This window comes from Niastella sp., assembly GCF_045805085.1.
In the GTDB taxonomy this organism is placed as follows: Bacteria; Bacteroidota; Bacteroidia; order Chitinophagales; family Chitinophagaceae; genus Niastella.
In genome coordinates, this window is sequence record NZ_JBJMLX010000338.1 from 16,200 (window position 1) to 30,104 (window position 13,905).

At 41.8% G+C, this 13,905-nt stretch carries 10 protein-coding genes and 1 pseudogene; 7 read left to right on the plus strand and 4 right to left on the minus strand.

What is annotated here, in order from left to right; all coding sequences use genetic code 11:
- Positions 1–71: 71 nt before the first annotated feature.
- Complete coding sequence (locus ACJ751_RS17780) at positions 72–2,849, plus strand: beta-galactosidase (protein WP_407746867.1); 2,778 nt, start codon at positions 72–74, stop codon at positions 2,847–2,849.
- Positions 2,850–2,953: 104 nt separating this feature from the next.
- Here the strand turns inward: ACJ751_RS17780 and ACJ751_RS17785 are convergent, their stop codons facing one another.
- On the minus strand, positions 2,954–3,760 hold the full coding sequence (locus tag ACJ751_RS17785; RefSeq protein WP_407746868.1) for a family 16 glycosylhydrolase: 807 nt from the start codon (positions 3,758–3,760) through the stop codon (positions 2,954–2,956).
- A 400-nt stretch (positions 3,761–4,160) separates the two neighbouring features.
- Between ACJ751_RS17785 and ACJ751_RS17790 the strand changes: the two genes are divergently transcribed.
- The 3 genes from ACJ751_RS17790 (at position 4,161) to ACJ751_RS17800 (ending at position 6,870) form a co-directional block, all read left to right on the plus strand.
- Positions 4,161–4,733 carry an RteC domain-containing protein gene (locus tag ACJ751_RS17790; protein ID WP_407746869.1) on the plus strand — a complete coding sequence of 191 codons (573 nt, stop codon included), beginning with the start codon at positions 4,161–4,163 and terminating at the stop codon, positions 4,731–4,733.
- Positions 4,734–4,793: 60 nt separating this feature from the next.
- Positions 4,794–5,630 (plus strand): helix-turn-helix domain-containing protein, encoded by an 837-nt coding sequence (locus tag ACJ751_RS17795; RefSeq protein WP_407746870.1) that lies wholly within the window; start codon positions 4,794–4,796, stop codon positions 5,628–5,630.
- 94 nt (positions 5,631–5,724) lie between these two features.
- Positions 5,725–6,870 (plus strand): serine hydrolase domain-containing protein, encoded by a 1,146-nt coding sequence (locus ACJ751_RS17800; protein ID WP_407746871.1) that lies wholly within the window; start codon positions 5,725–5,727, stop codon positions 6,868–6,870.
- 97 nt (positions 6,871–6,967) lie between these two features.
- Here ACJ751_RS17800 and ACJ751_RS17805 read toward each other — a convergent pair whose 3' ends face one another.
- From ACJ751_RS17805 to ACJ751_RS17815, 3 genes are all read right to left on the minus strand, one after another.
- Positions 6,968–7,657, minus strand: coding sequence for a hypothetical protein (locus ACJ751_RS17805; protein ID WP_407746872.1), 690 nt, complete (start codon positions 7,655–7,657; stop codon positions 6,968–6,970).
- 116 nt (positions 7,658–7,773) lie between these two features.
- On the minus strand, positions 7,774–8,010 hold the full coding sequence (locus tag ACJ751_RS17810; protein WP_407746873.1) for a T9SS type A sorting domain-containing protein: 237 nt from the start codon (positions 8,008–8,010) through the stop codon (positions 7,774–7,776).
- Entirely contained in the window at positions 8,000–8,590 is a 591-nt protein-coding gene (locus ACJ751_RS17815; protein ID WP_407746874.1) for a hypothetical protein, read from the minus strand. The genes ACJ751_RS17810 and ACJ751_RS17815 overlap by 11 nt, the downstream gene beginning before the upstream one ends.
- 212 nt (positions 8,591–8,802) lie before the next feature.
- Here ACJ751_RS17815 and ACJ751_RS17820 point away from each other — a divergent pair, with 212 nt between their 5' ends.
- The 3 genes and pseudogenes from ACJ751_RS17820 to ACJ751_RS17830 form a co-directional block, all read left to right on the plus strand.
- The gene (locus tag ACJ751_RS17820; protein WP_407746875.1) at positions 8,803–11,796 is read left to right on the plus strand and encodes a two-component regulator propeller domain-containing protein; all 2,994 of its coding nucleotides are present in this window, start codon (positions 8,803–8,805) and stop codon (positions 11,794–11,796) included.
- Positions 11,797–11,799: 3 nt separating this feature from the next.
- Positions 11,800–12,426: a response regulator gene (locus ACJ751_RS17825; protein ID WP_407746876.1), complete on the plus strand. Its 627-nt coding sequence runs from the start codon at positions 11,800–11,802 to the stop codon at positions 12,424–12,426.
- A 226-nt stretch (positions 12,427–12,652) separates the two neighbouring features.
- Positions 12,653–13,905: pseudogene (locus tag ACJ751_RS17830) on the plus strand (gliding motility-associated C-terminal domain-containing protein); the annotation flags it as partial.

Genomic DNA, 13,905 nt, shown 5'->3' on the forward strand with positions numbered 1-13,905 from the left:
AAAATATATGGTAGTTGTTTAGCCGGGAATTTTTTCCCGGCTTTTAAAACTTTTTTATTTAAGTTCAGGTTATGAATTACTACGAAAGATCGTTTTGTGTTTTGATAATAACGGGTATGCTGCTGACAGGTTGTTCGGGCCAGAAAAAAATACAATCCGTTAATTCATCATATGATCCGGGCGCTGTCTGGCGTGATGAAAGCGGAGAAGTGATTAATGCGCATGGAGGCGGAGTTTTGTATATGAAAGGTACGTGGTACTGGTTTGGTGAGAAAAGAGGAAAGCGTGCCTCTGAGGGGGTTAATGTATATTCTTCCAAAGATCTGAACCACTGGAAATATGAAAATCTTGCTTTGTCACCATTGCAGGACACTATGAGTGATATTGCGAATGGTTGCTTAATGGAAAGACCCAAAGTGATCTACAATGCAAAGACAAAGAAATATGTTATGTGGTTTCACCTGGAGTTGAGCGGACAGGGGTACAAGGCAGCAAGAGCTGGCGTCGCTGTTAGCGATAAGGTGACAGGTCCTTATCAATTTTTAAAAAGTTTCCGGCCCAATAATAACATGTCAAGGGACATGACCCTATTTGTTGATGATGACGGGAAAGCTTATCAAATTTATTCTTCACGGGAAAACTACGATTTACGAATTGTACAATTGAGTGATGACTATACCGCTGCTACCACAAAAGATAAATTGTTGTTCAGCGAACACCGGGAAGCGCCTGCTATTTTCAAATACAATAAAAAATATTATCTCATTACCAGCGGCTGTACGGGATGGGCGCCGAATAAGGCAGGCATTCATGCAGCTGATTCTCTATTTGGAGAATGGGTGTCCATGGGAAATCCATTACATGGTATCGGGGCCGATTCAACCTATGGCGGTCAACCTGCTTTTATACTTCCTGTTGCCGGGAAACGATCGTCTTTCATTTTTATCGCTGATAAATGGAATCCGGAAAATTTGAAAGACAGCCGCTATTTTTGGCTGCCAATTGAATTCAGAGACGGAATGCCGTTTATCGATTCTCCTTTTCCATCGACAGCCCGGCAAATTATAAACACCACCCCTGTGCACAGTTTTCAATTGGCAGATTCGGCTTTTTTACTTGATGGAAAGCCCTTCCAGATCATCTCAGGTGAAATGCATTATCCGCGGGTACCGCGTGAAGCGTGGCGCGACCGGATGCGAAAGGCAAAGGCAATGGGATTGAATACCATCGGTACTTATGTGTTCTGGAATTTGCATGAACCACAAAAAGGAAAATATGATTTCTCCGGCAACAATGATATTGCTGCTTTTGTAAAAACAGCGCAGGAGGAAGGTTTGTGGGTGATCCTTCGCCCCAGTCCTTACGTTTGTGCTGAGTGGGAGTTTGGCGGCTATCCATACTGGCTTCAAAATATCAAAGGATTGGAAGTAAGAAGTAAGGAGCCGCAATACCTGCAGGCCTATAAAAATTACATCATGCAGGTAGGAAAACAGCTGGCTCCATTACAGGTGAATCATGGTGGAAATATTTTGATGGTGCAGGTGGAAAATGAATACGGCGCTTATGGGAGCGATAGAGAATATCTGGACATTAATCGAAAGCTGTTTATTGAAGCAGGCTTTGATGGATGGTTGTATACCTGCGACCCCGAACCTTTCCTGGCAAAGGGAAACCTGCCTGGTAAGCTGTTTACTTCCATAAACGGCCTGGATAAACCGGCACGGATAAAGGAGTTGATCAAACAAAACAATGAAGGCAGGGGGCCGTATTTTGTTGCCGAGTGGTATCCTGCCTGGTTCGACTGGTGGGGAACACAACACCATAAAGTGCCGGCAGAGAAATATACACCGGGACTGGATTCGGTTTTATCCGCAGGAATGTCTGTCAACATGTACATGTTTCATGGCGGTACTACCCGGGATTTTATGAATGGCGCTAATTACACCGATCAGACCCCATATGAGCCGCAGATCAGCAGTTATGATTATGACGCGCCTTTGGATGAAGCAGGAAATCCTACCCATAAGTTTATGGAGTTCCGGAAAGTGATCCAAAAAAGTTTGCCTGCTGGTTACACCCTGCCGGAAGTGCCTGCAGCAAAACCAACGATTACCATTCCTGTCATCAGTTTTGTTACTACAACCAGTTTGTTTGATGTATTGCCCGGCGCAAAGACCAATGCCACCCCGTTGACTTTTGAAGATTTAAACCAGGCATATGGATTTGTGCTGTATCGCACAACGATCGATGGAGGCAGTGAAGGCGCTTTGAAAATAAAAGACCTGCGTGATTATGGAATTGTTTTCATCAATGGAAAACGCGTAGGTGTTTTAGACAGGCGATTGAAACAGGATAGCGTATGGCTCCGGCTTCCCAACGGAAAATGCCAACTGGATATTTTGGTAGAGAATCTTGGCAGGATCAATTATGGCCCTTATCTCCTGAAAAATAAAAAAGGAATTACAGAAACGGTGAGCTTTAATGGAAAGGAATTAAATGGTTGGCAAATGTTTCCGCTTCCTTTTAACGAAATTGAGTCTGTTCCCCTGAAAAACAGTAGCTCATCATCAGATGTACCTGTGCTTAAGAAAGGAACATTCAATCTGCAGGCTGTTGGTGATACCTATCTCGATCTTAGCAACTGGGGCAAAGGTGTTGTGTGGGTGAACGGACATAACCTGGGAAGATATTGGAGCATTGGTCCGCAGCAAACCCTTTATATTCCTGTTGAGTGGTTGAAGAAGGGAGAGAATGAAATGATTGTTTTGGAGTTGTTGAAGCCGGAACAATCACAGCTGCAGGCGATTGAAAAACCAATTCTCGATCAAATAAACAAAACGAAGTTTTAAAGAATTAAGTGATTAGTTTATAAAATAAGCCAGGCCCTTGTTAGTATAAGGCCTGGCTTAACCTTTATTAAATTGTAAGATAGTGAAGCTGGTATTTGATTAGATCATAATGTAGCGCTTCTTTGAATGGTAACGTTTCTGGCGCGCATAACAGTGTTTCCAGATGGGCCGGGCGTGCCTGATGAACCTTCCATCTGAAGGTCGATAATTAAGTTAAGCGGTTCATTAACGAAGTTTTGACCAGTTTGTGTTGATACTTTAGAACCATCGATCCAGTATTCGATACTCACGTTACTAGTAGTACCAATTCTTGTTAAATAGGCGGTGTAAGTATGCCAGTTAGCCGGGCCTGAGATCGTTGTGCCCACACTTGACCACTGGCCATTTTCATTTTTGTAGGTGTTTGTCCAGCATGTTGCACTGCCTTTAAATTCCATAATGTCGCTTTCCGGAGGCCACTGATTAGCCCCGTTTAACCAGAAAGCTGGCCAGGTACCTTTAACAGACGGGCATTGGAACTCTCCGGAAACCCGCCATTTAGGCCATGACGCGCTAACGGTAACCTGTTGTTTTGCATAACAGGTGCCTGAAAAATAGTGGATGGCTGGTTTATCACTAACAGTGCCCGGGTAAGCAGTCATAGTCAGGACTCCGCCGGAAGTGGCAATGTTCTCGCTTCTCATCCGGGCCGATCCGTTATGATCTGACCCCCATGGATACAGGTTGTTCCAATAGGTGCCGTAAGAACTAAATGAAGTGGTGGGAAGGAGGGTTACCCAGCTTAGTTCAGTTGTTGCTCCGGTTTGAGTGGGTGACTCCGGTACTGAATTGTTGGCTGAAGTATCTTTCTTACAAGATGAGCCCACCATAAAAGAAATAATAACAACAATGTATAAACTTAATTTTTTCATAATGGCTTTTTGATGGTTAATTGATTTGCAGCTTCTCCCTATTTTGACATTTAATAGGCAGGACAAATCTCAATTAATATTTATTAAATGATGGGGGGCATTTGGTAAAATTTGGGGGTAAATTATGATTATGGGATAATGGCTCTCTGCCAGTGTATCGCGGTCTGGATTTTTTTGAAAAGACCGGTACTATCGGTTTGTTCAATCGTCATATAATAAAGGCTTCCAGCCTACAATGGTGCAACACGGAGAAAATATTTATTCATTCGACATAGTACAAACTCATTTTGCAATTGTCTTAATATAAATGAAACCTGTGAAAAATAGTAAAAAGGTTTGTATCTGCTTACCTTTCATTGCATGTGAAAACCCTTTAACTAATTGAATAAGTGAGAATCGTATGACAAACCAACTATGTTTGCAGCAACAATGTGGCCGGCTGTACAAAAGAATGCTTCAGCAATTGGCCGGTTATGAAACCACCATAATCGATGAAAAAAAATGGATCGAGTGGGGGTTTGGCCTCACTGCAAAGACCTGGTTCGGTATTCAGCAGGAAGCGGACAATTATGTGTTTGACGATCAACAGGAAGAGATCACATTTTTCAAAGTGTTGAAGCCTCGGTTTATTGCACTGATCGACTATTTTACCCTCTTATACAAATCAGCTTTGTTTCAGCCACTGGACCCGGACGGCAACCTGGAATACTGGCAACACGAGCGTGCCACCTGTAAAAAATTTTTATCGAAGCATCAGTCATTCTGCCGGTATTACGAACAGGGCAAAACCTCGATGGACCATATTTATTTTGTGCAGGAAAACAATCACCAATCAATCATTTTTGGCGTCAATGAGAACAGGGGAAATCTCTCCACTTCAAACAGTTATCTGCTTGCCCGCGTTTTATCAATCAAAAAATATTACCGCTATATACTGGAGAAAATAAACTTTCTCACCAATGCCGCCAACTAAGAGCTTTTGATAAAAGGACATTGATGTGGGGGTACACCCGGATTTAATTGTCATATTGAAATGACAGGAATGGAAAATTATCATGAATACAAACCTAAGGCTGCGTTATGTAGATACGTTGAATGCATTTGGATCTTAAACGGCAAAAATGATGAAACAAATTCAATTGTTGAATCCCTGGTGCCTGGAGGACGAACCGAATTGATCTTTACTAAATCAGAATTAATATGGCATGGGTCAAACAGGAGAAATGAAGCAGAAAGAATTTCCTCCTCATTTTTATTGGGTCAAAGAAACCGCGTGAAATATATTACCTGCCTCAATCAGTACAGTAGCCTTGGAGTTCGGTTAAGATATGGATGCTTACCTGTTTTTATGGGCGTTCATGCCAGTTCATGCTCCAACAGGATCACATTGCTAAATAAAATATTTGGAACTGAAATCGCCCACATAACAGCATCTCTTTTTGAAGCCCAAAATAAAGACGATGCGATCCAGACAATAGAATCATGGCTTGAAAGAAATATTATAGAGCCCAATAACGACTGGCGGCATTTACAGGAATACCTGGGTAAGCTCACTTCAATCGAAAATGCGGGACTTATGACCACCAAAATGCTTTCGAAAGAGTATGGTTGGAATGATAAAAAAGCGGAGCGGGTATTTCTCAAATACGTTGGTTTTACGCCTGCTCAATTCATAAAAATAATAAGATTCAGAAGATCTGTAGAGAAGTTATTTGCCGACTACGAAAACCTGACAGATCTTGCTTACGATAGCGGATTTTATGACCAATCACACTTCATAAGAGAATTTTATAGATACGCAGGCAATAAACCTTCTGACTTTCTAAAAAGACCCAATAGTATAGCTAAAATGTTGTATAAGACCAGGTGAGCTGCTTTTAAGCGGTGTCTGTTTCATACAATTTATTGAGACAGGGTGTTCGTTATTTTGTTCAATAAACATGTAACATAAAACGAACTACAACATGAAAGTCTTTCTAAGGATCAGCGGATTGCAAACGATGTGTGTATTGGCTGTGTTGCTGACAGCCTGTTCAAAGAGCGATAAAGTGCCGTCAACAAAGCAGGATGGTTTTGAATGGGGTTCATTCGAAGAAGCCGGAATTAGCAAACAAGACATTATCAGGCTTGAAAATGAAATTACCAGCGGTAGTTATAACATTCACAGCATACTTATTCTGAGAAACGATAAATTGATCTATGAGAAATATTTTCAGGGAGAAGATGCCGTATTTCCCAACCCGGCTGGCGTTATGGATCACAACAGAGAAACGCTGCACGACTGCAGGAGCCTGACCAAAAGTATAGTTTCAGCTTGTGTAGGTATTGCACTGGAACAAGGAAAGATCCATAGTCTTGACGATAAGATCTTTGACTATTTCCCCGGTTATTCTACCTATGCAATTGGTGACAGGGCCAAAATAACAATTAAGGATTTATTGACAATGAGCGCAGGCTTTGAATGGGACGAGACCACACCCTACATTGATACCTTGAATAGTGAAATCAATATGTCAATTAAGCCGGATATAATTGGTTTTATTCTTAGTAGACCCATGGTTCACTCCCCGGGTACTTTATGGAACTATAGCGGTGGTTGCACACAACTGCTCGCTGAGATAGTAAAAAATGCCACGGGAACACGAATTGACAGATTTGCCAGGGCTTTTCTGTTTAACCCGCTTAAAATTGACAATTACGATTGGTTTGTGAGAAAACCTTTAACCCCAACAGATACTGCAACAGTATGGGCCCCGTCGGGTTTGCGGATGAGGCCAATTGATATGGCAAAGATTGGTTCTTTATATCTTAACGGGGGAATGTATGATAAGAAGAAAATATTTTCCGGGTCCTGGGTAAAACAATCCCTTCATTGGCAAATCAACACCGATGGATCAAACGAAGGTTATGGATTTCAATTTTGGTGTACGAAACCTATGATTGCGGGCGAATACAGGGATGTAATAATGGCGGATGGAAATGGAGGTCAAAGAATATGCATGATACCTTCACTGGGTGTGGAAATCGTTTTAACAGCAGGGAACTACGATGAGTCAGGTTCCCTCTCAGATGAGTTGTTAAACAATGTATTCTTCCCGGCAATACAATGAACCACTTCATTTTATAAATAAAACCGCCCGTCTAAGCATTAGAGAAGACGGGCGGTTTTGTTATAGCGGCTTTGTTACCCGTTGAGCCGTTCTTTTCCTAATCGGCGATGTTGTATAATTTGGCCATTTCGCTGTAAGGCAATTTCTTCAGGTCAGTAATGCTACGGCCCTGAACCATACCAGGGATCAGCACATACCGGATGGCCGATCCGTTATTATTGACCCCATCCATATAACCATTTACTAAAAAGGAAAGGTATTTTTCTTTGAATACAAATCCCGTTGTAATCCACATAGTATATCCGCTGGAATCGACATCTTTTACATCACCCCAATTAGTTAAGCTAGAAATTACACCGTTCTTACCTTTATAATACATCAGAACAGTTCCTTTGTTCGCAATATCAGCAGTTAATGCTGTTGCAGGTAGTAACTGCTTAAAATTAAAATTATTCTCTTCGCTCAATTTCGCCATCGTATCCGACACGTTCACATCGATCCAGGAAGAATAAATAGCACCGGCCCCGCTACATACATATTTTGTTTGAGTAGTTGTAACCTCGTTGTCTTCCAGGGTTCCGTTATTGTTGGCATCTATCCCTGTTTCGAATTTTGTGCCCCCATAGGTACAATTGGCGCCTGCCGGCTCTTTTGTAGTTCTGGTTAAAGCCGTTTTACCATTGGTGCCGTTTGTACCATTGGTACCATTTGCACCGTTGGCGCCGTCTTTTCCATTTGAACCGTCTTTGGAGCAACTGAACAGAAAAAGGGTCGAACATAAAAACATTAAAGTACAATTCTTCATTTTCATAAAGTACACATATTGATTTGTCCGCAAAAGTGGGTTATTAGTTGAAGCTCTGTTTTAGTAATAGTTGGATATAAATAATTTTTTATTTACGCTTATTTAATGAGTTTGTACTGTAAGGTTTGTACATCGCTTTCGGTCTTTAAAATATAGGTTCCTTTTGCAAGGAATTGCAGTCCGCTTACAATAATAATATTATCACCAGGGTGCAAATCATTCAGTTGTTTCTTTAATGCCCTTCCTGAATCATCATAAATGGTTATCCGTAGTTTCGCTTTTTGGATGGAATTTACTTTCAGTGAAATGTAATCAGTAAATGGATTAGGGAACATGATCAGGTTGTTGTTTGCTTCTTTTAATTTTATTGCCGGGAGGAAAGTTTATCAGCTTATCCGTTCCCGGAATATCCATGCCGGTCAAAAAATCGATCCTTTTTACAGTACCCTGCGCTGCAGCACCGTTATAGTTGGACAGGCTAAGGTTGTTGCCGTCTTCATCAAAACAAAAATAACTTATGCCGTTTTTGTAACTGAATAGGGGAGAAACGGATGCAGGACAACTAATCGCTCCTGAAAAATTGTAATCCAGCATATAAAAGAGGGTAGAATCAGCAGCGTTGTAATCGGCAAAGAAAACTTTCCTGTATTTGGGATTGTAGGCAAGGGATGCCCAATACAAAGGCAATCCTGGATCACAGGCCTGCAGTAAAGCCGGGTTGTTGCTGAACACATTAGTAAATAGATGTTGCTCCGGTGTGCCATTGCCGCAGGAAGATTCCCCCAGGTTAATCAGGATCGACTTCAGAGATTGTGGACTTTGTGCCTGTACAATAGTACATGTTATAATAAGCGGCATCAGAATGCCTGTAAACAGGATGCATTTGACACCGCTTTTTTGTACAATGAATTTCATTGGTAATGGATTTTGTTAGGAACGGAACATAGCAATGTAAAAATGGATCGTTCTTAAAAGCTATGTCTTAGTATTTATTGGATGGCAATAATTCGATATTTGTATAAATAAGTAAAAAATTATAATATTGAACTGTTGTTAGAACATTTATTGACCTGAGTAACACCATGAGCAGCCACCCGTTAAGGCCACTGTTATTAATTTTCTATTGCTTGTTGCGAGGGCTGCTTTCAAAAGAGCAGACTCTCACCAACGGCTATAGTATTACCAATTACAACAGCGATAATGCCCTTTCGCAGAACAGCATCAATAGCATGGCCTTTGACAAAAACGGGTTTCTTTGGCTTGCCACCAAATGGGGCATCGTGCGGTTTGATGGTAAAAATTTCAGGGAATATAACCCAGAGAATAGTGCGGCTTTATTGTGGAATGAATATTCGCTGCCACAGAGAGAGCCGGGTACAGATCGGCTATTTTTTAAACCGGTTTTTGACACCGCTCATATTTTAACGATCACAGATGATTATCAAATGGTGAAGGACCCGGTTCGTTCGGCCACAACCCATCGCCAGTTCGTTACCTCTAATAACCACTTGTTCTTTTATAATAGTATTTACAACACCTATGGCGTTGCCTATAAACAATTGTTCGATAAGTTGGTTACCAGCTATGCACCCATTACGGTGAATGAACGGCAGGCCTACTTTTATGACGCCGGCCTTTGTTACTTCTTCGACGAAACCACGCGCAGCATTAAGGAACTGCGCGAAATTACCGGCCATAAACTGAAGCTTCAGTTTATAACAGGCGATATTTATTTTTTTATAGATGATCAATACCGGGTATTTGCGTACAAAAACGGGGTATTGCAAAAAAGTATCAGGTGCGCCGCCAACCTGCGTCCATTTTTTATTAAGACCGCAGAAGCGCTGGCCGATCCGGTACAGGCGTCATTAAAAATAAGAAGAGATGGCAGGCACACCTTAATGCTGTGTAAGGATACGATCCTGTTGCTTCAGCTGGTCAACAATGTATTGGACTATAAAATACTGGCGGCAGGTATTCCTGTAAAAGATATCAAATGCATGATCTATGACGAAGGCTACCAGGCGCTTTACATAGGTACGCTTACAAATGGGTTGTATGTGTTGAAGCTGCATGAATTTGAACGGCTTTTTTTTAACGATACCAGGTTTATTGCCAATAGCCAATCTATGCAGATTGAATTACCTGGCTCCCGCATATTTACCCCAACCGGCATTCTCAATTATTCCAATAATGATCATATCCTTTTTCCGGATACACATAATTTCGGCAAACAGGCATGGATGCAGGCCTCTGATGGATCCATCTGGCTATCGGAATTTGATTCCTTAAAAAGAACCGATATTCATCTTACCTCTTTTGAGACCCTGAAACCACTGGGATCTTATCTTACCGGTATTGTTGAAACGAAAAATAAAGATATTATCTACAGCAATAAGCACCAGGTATTCAGGCGGCATGGAACAACAGATACTATTTTACTGAATGATAGCGACTTTGTGCATGTAGAGATCCAAACGCTGAAGGAAGTGAGTAGAAATATTTTATGGATTGGAACCTCGGCTGGTTTATTTGTCTGTGATCTGTCAAAACATTTGTTACGCCCGGTTGGCGGTCTTGAAAAAATGAATATAGAGATCATCCATGTAGCGAAGGATAGCAGCATCTGGATAGGCACCTATGGCCAGGGCTTCTATAAATTTTATAAAGATCATTTCATCAGAATGCCAATGGACTCCCGCAAGTGCCTTGTTACCGCTCATTGTTTCATGGAAGACCGGCAGGGTTATTTCTGGATATCCTCTAATAAAGGGTTGGTCAGGGTTGGGAAAAAAGAATTGGATAATTATGCCGCCGGCCTACAGCAGGGCGTTTATTATTACTATGTTGATAAATCGTATGGATTCAGTACCAATGAATTTAATGGCCGGTGTACACCCTGTGGTATTGTAACAAGCGATAATTTTTTTTCATTACCCTCGCTGGATGGGCTGGTACGTTTTAACCCTGATAGCGTACACTTCAGTTTGCCCGATAAACCAATATTTGTAGAGTTTTTACGGGCAAATGAGAAGAGGGTGCTGGTGAAAAACAAACTGGAGTTAACAAGGGATTCCAATCAATTGATCTTTGAAATTTCGACTCCTTATTTCGGCAACAGGTTCAACCTGCACCTTGAATATACTATAAAGGGGTTGAACGATAACTGGTACCCCTTGCCTGATGACGGTAAACTCATATTAACAAACCTGAACAGCGGCAACTATATACTGACTGTCAGAAGCCAGAACCCGTATGCACACTATACCTATAGTACGTTCCATTTAACCATACTTCCTTACTGGTATGAACAAGTGTGGTTCAAATGCCTGTTGGGCGGGTTGGCAATAGGCACATTTTTGTTGTTTTTCCGGCTGCGGTATAACTACCAGGTAAAAAGAGCGGAATTGCTGCAGCAGAAAGTGAATGAAAGAACAATGCAATTGTCTGAAAGCAACCGGGTAAAAGAATTAATGATCTCAGCCATTTTGCATGATCTAAGGTCGCCGTTACGGTTCCTGCATATGTTAGCCCGGCGTATGTACAGTAAGCATAAAACATCATCAGATGAGGAACTGTCGCAGATCTTGCTTCAATTCGATAAAGCAACCAATGAAATATACGATTTTACCCAGGGCTTTTTTGTATTTACCAATATGCAAAAAGAGGGATTTGTCATTCATCGGCAAAAAATAGTGTTGCGGGAAATGGTCAATGAAATTATCTCTTTATGTGAAGTGGGCGCCCATATTCAAAAAAATACTTTTAAAAACCTGGTGCCGTCACCTATTACGCTTAATACAGATGCCAGTTTGTTAAACCTGGTGCTGAGAAACCTGGCCGACAATGCCAATAAATATACTTTCGAAGGAGTTATAACCATTGAAGCCGTCACGGATGAATTCACCACCAGGATCATTATTACCGATGGCGGCGATAGCATGGACAAGGAACTGGTAGCACGGATCCTTGATAAAAGTTATAACCCTTCTCAACACGGGATGGGGTGGGGGTACAAGATCATTATTGAGATCCTGGCCAGGTTACATGGTACACTTGACATAGTTCCGGGTAATGACCGGGGAAATATAATAACCATAACTTTTGAAAATAAGGGATAATCTATGAAAAAATTTTTATTGGCGGATGATCATCATGTAGTAAGGTCCGGACTTGGCCTTATTATTAAAGATGAGTTCTCAAACGCGGAAATAGATGAATGCAGTAACGGCAGTTGTGTATGGGAAAAAGTACAGCGAACAGCATACGACCTGGTCATTCTGGATATAACGATGCCTGCAACGGATCCAATCCGGCTCCTGAAAAACATATTTGCCCATAGACCCGATCAAAAAGTGATGATCTTCACGATGAGCAATGTGGCCATTTATGCAAAAAAATACCTGGCCATGGGCGTGAAGGGATTTATCAATAAGGAGGCTGAACCATCTGAGGTCAGGCTTGGCATTGCGGCCATTCTGAGCAATAGAAAATATCTTGGGTCTGATATGAAGCATATACTAACCTGGGAGGATGCAGACAAACAGGCAGGCACTCCTTTTGATCGCCTTACCAGCAGGGAGCTTGAGGTCATGAATCACCTGGTGGAAGGAAAAAATGTTTCAGAAATTGCCGACATCCTTTCTCTGCATATTTCAACCATTAGCACGCATAAGGCTAATATTATGCTGAAATTAGATGTTTCGAATGTAGTTGAACTCATCAAAACAGTTCAGTTATTCAATCGCTAAGTAGCGGTTGTGGTTGAAAAAAGGCTGCCACCAAATTAATTTTGGCGACAGCCTTTCGTTTTTTTACTCCCTCTTCCGAACTCCCCGGCTTTACAACCTTGGATAACAAATTATCTATATCCAAGTAATACTATAAAACAGTTTCCAGGAACTCTTCATTTTTACAAATCTATGATTTGTGACCTATAAGAAAAATCCGTAACCTGATAATCTAATATCCTGAAAAATGAAACGTACACCCGTACCCTTAATTATTTTATTAATTATTCTTCATTGGTGTAATTATACCCTGGCGCAACCTGCCGCCAAACCTGTTTTCAAAAGCAGTAGTAACCCTTCACTCTGTAATGGTTCTGACGGGTTATTTTCGTTCAGCGGTCTGCAGCCCAACACCACTTACCAGGTAACATATAATGATGATCTCGTACCAACAGGCCCGGTGGCCATTACTTCAACCGCATCAGGGGAATTAACCATCACCGGGTTGGATGCAGGTATTTATGAAAATTTTTCATTTGATTTAAACGGCAGTATATCGACTGTATTAACGGGGCAACGATTATCAAACCCGATAACTAAACCCAAATTCAGTTCCTATCCTTCTTTTTGTGCAGGCAGTACGCCACCGCCGTTGCCCTTAATAGACGATAATGGCATGAGCGGCACCTGGAATGTACCAACTGTGAATAATCAAACTTCAGGCACCTATACTTTTACTCCGGATCCCAGCACCTGCGGTATACCGTTTAAGCTTACCACTGTTGTAATACCAAACGTGGTAGCCACTTTTTCGTTTGGAACATCCCTTACGATCTGCCGGAGCGGCACTGCACCGGCATTACCAGGTACATCTACCAATGGCATTACGGGAATATGGACGCCAGCTAAGATTGATACTACTCAATCCGGCAAGTATGATTTTACTCCTACCTCGCCGGGATGCGTAGTTGGAACAACCTTAAACGTTATTGTAAACCCGAATATAGTACCCGATTTTCCTTTCGGTACAGGCACTACCATTTGTGCAGGCGCTTCTGTAGTTACTTTGCCTGTTAAATCATCCAATAATATTACGGGTACCTGGAGCCCTGCGACGGTGAGCAATACCACCAGTGGGATCTATACGTTTACACCTTCTGCAGGACAATGTGCTACAACAACAACATATGCAGTCACGGTCAACCCTAATAGCACACCTACTTTTAATGCCGTGGCGCCTATATGTGCCGGCACTACGCTGCTCCCTTTGCCCACCACATCAAATGAGAGTATCACGGGTACATGGTCACCGGCATTGAATAATAATGCCACTACTACTTATACATTTACGCCAACAGCCGGACAGTGCGCGACCACCACAACATTAACGATTACAGTAAACCAAAAAACAACGCCAACGTTCGCGGCCGTGGCGCCCATATGTGCCGGCACTACGCTGCTGCCTTTACCCACCACATCAAATGAGAGCATCACGGGTAC

Excerpts from the sequence above, each read along its gene's own strand:
- ACJ751_RS17780 (WP_407746867.1), top strand. The coding sequence starts at position 72 with ATGAATTACTACGAAAGATCGTTTTGTGTTTTGATAATAACGGGTATG.
- ACJ751_RS17785 (WP_407746868.1), bottom strand. The coding sequence starts at position 3,760 with ATGAAAAAATTAAGTTTATACATTGTTGTTATTATTTCTTTTATGGTG.
- ACJ751_RS17790 (WP_407746869.1), top strand. The coding sequence starts at position 4,161 with ATGACAAACCAACTATGTTTGCAGCAACAATGTGGCCGGCTGTACAAA.
- ACJ751_RS17795 (WP_407746870.1), top strand. The coding sequence starts at position 4,794 with ATGACAGGAATGGAAAATTATCATGAATACAAACCTAAGGCTGCGTTA.
- ACJ751_RS17800 (WP_407746871.1), top strand. The coding sequence starts at position 5,725 with ATGAAAGTCTTTCTAAGGATCAGCGGATTGCAAACGATGTGTGTATTG.
- ACJ751_RS17805 (WP_407746872.1), bottom strand. The coding sequence starts at position 7,657 with ATGTTTTTATGTTCGACCCTTTTTCTGTTCAGTTGCTCCAAAGACGGT.
- ACJ751_RS17810 (WP_407746873.1), bottom strand. The coding sequence starts at position 8,010 with ATGTTCCCTAATCCATTTACTGATTACATTTCACTGAAAGTAAATTCC.
- ACJ751_RS17815 (WP_407746874.1), bottom strand. The coding sequence starts at position 8,590 with ATGAAATTCATTGTACAAAAAAGCGGTGTCAAATGCATCCTGTTTACA.
- ACJ751_RS17825 (WP_407746876.1), top strand. The coding sequence starts at position 11,800 with ATGAAAAAATTTTTATTGGCGGATGATCATCATGTAGTAAGGTCCGGA.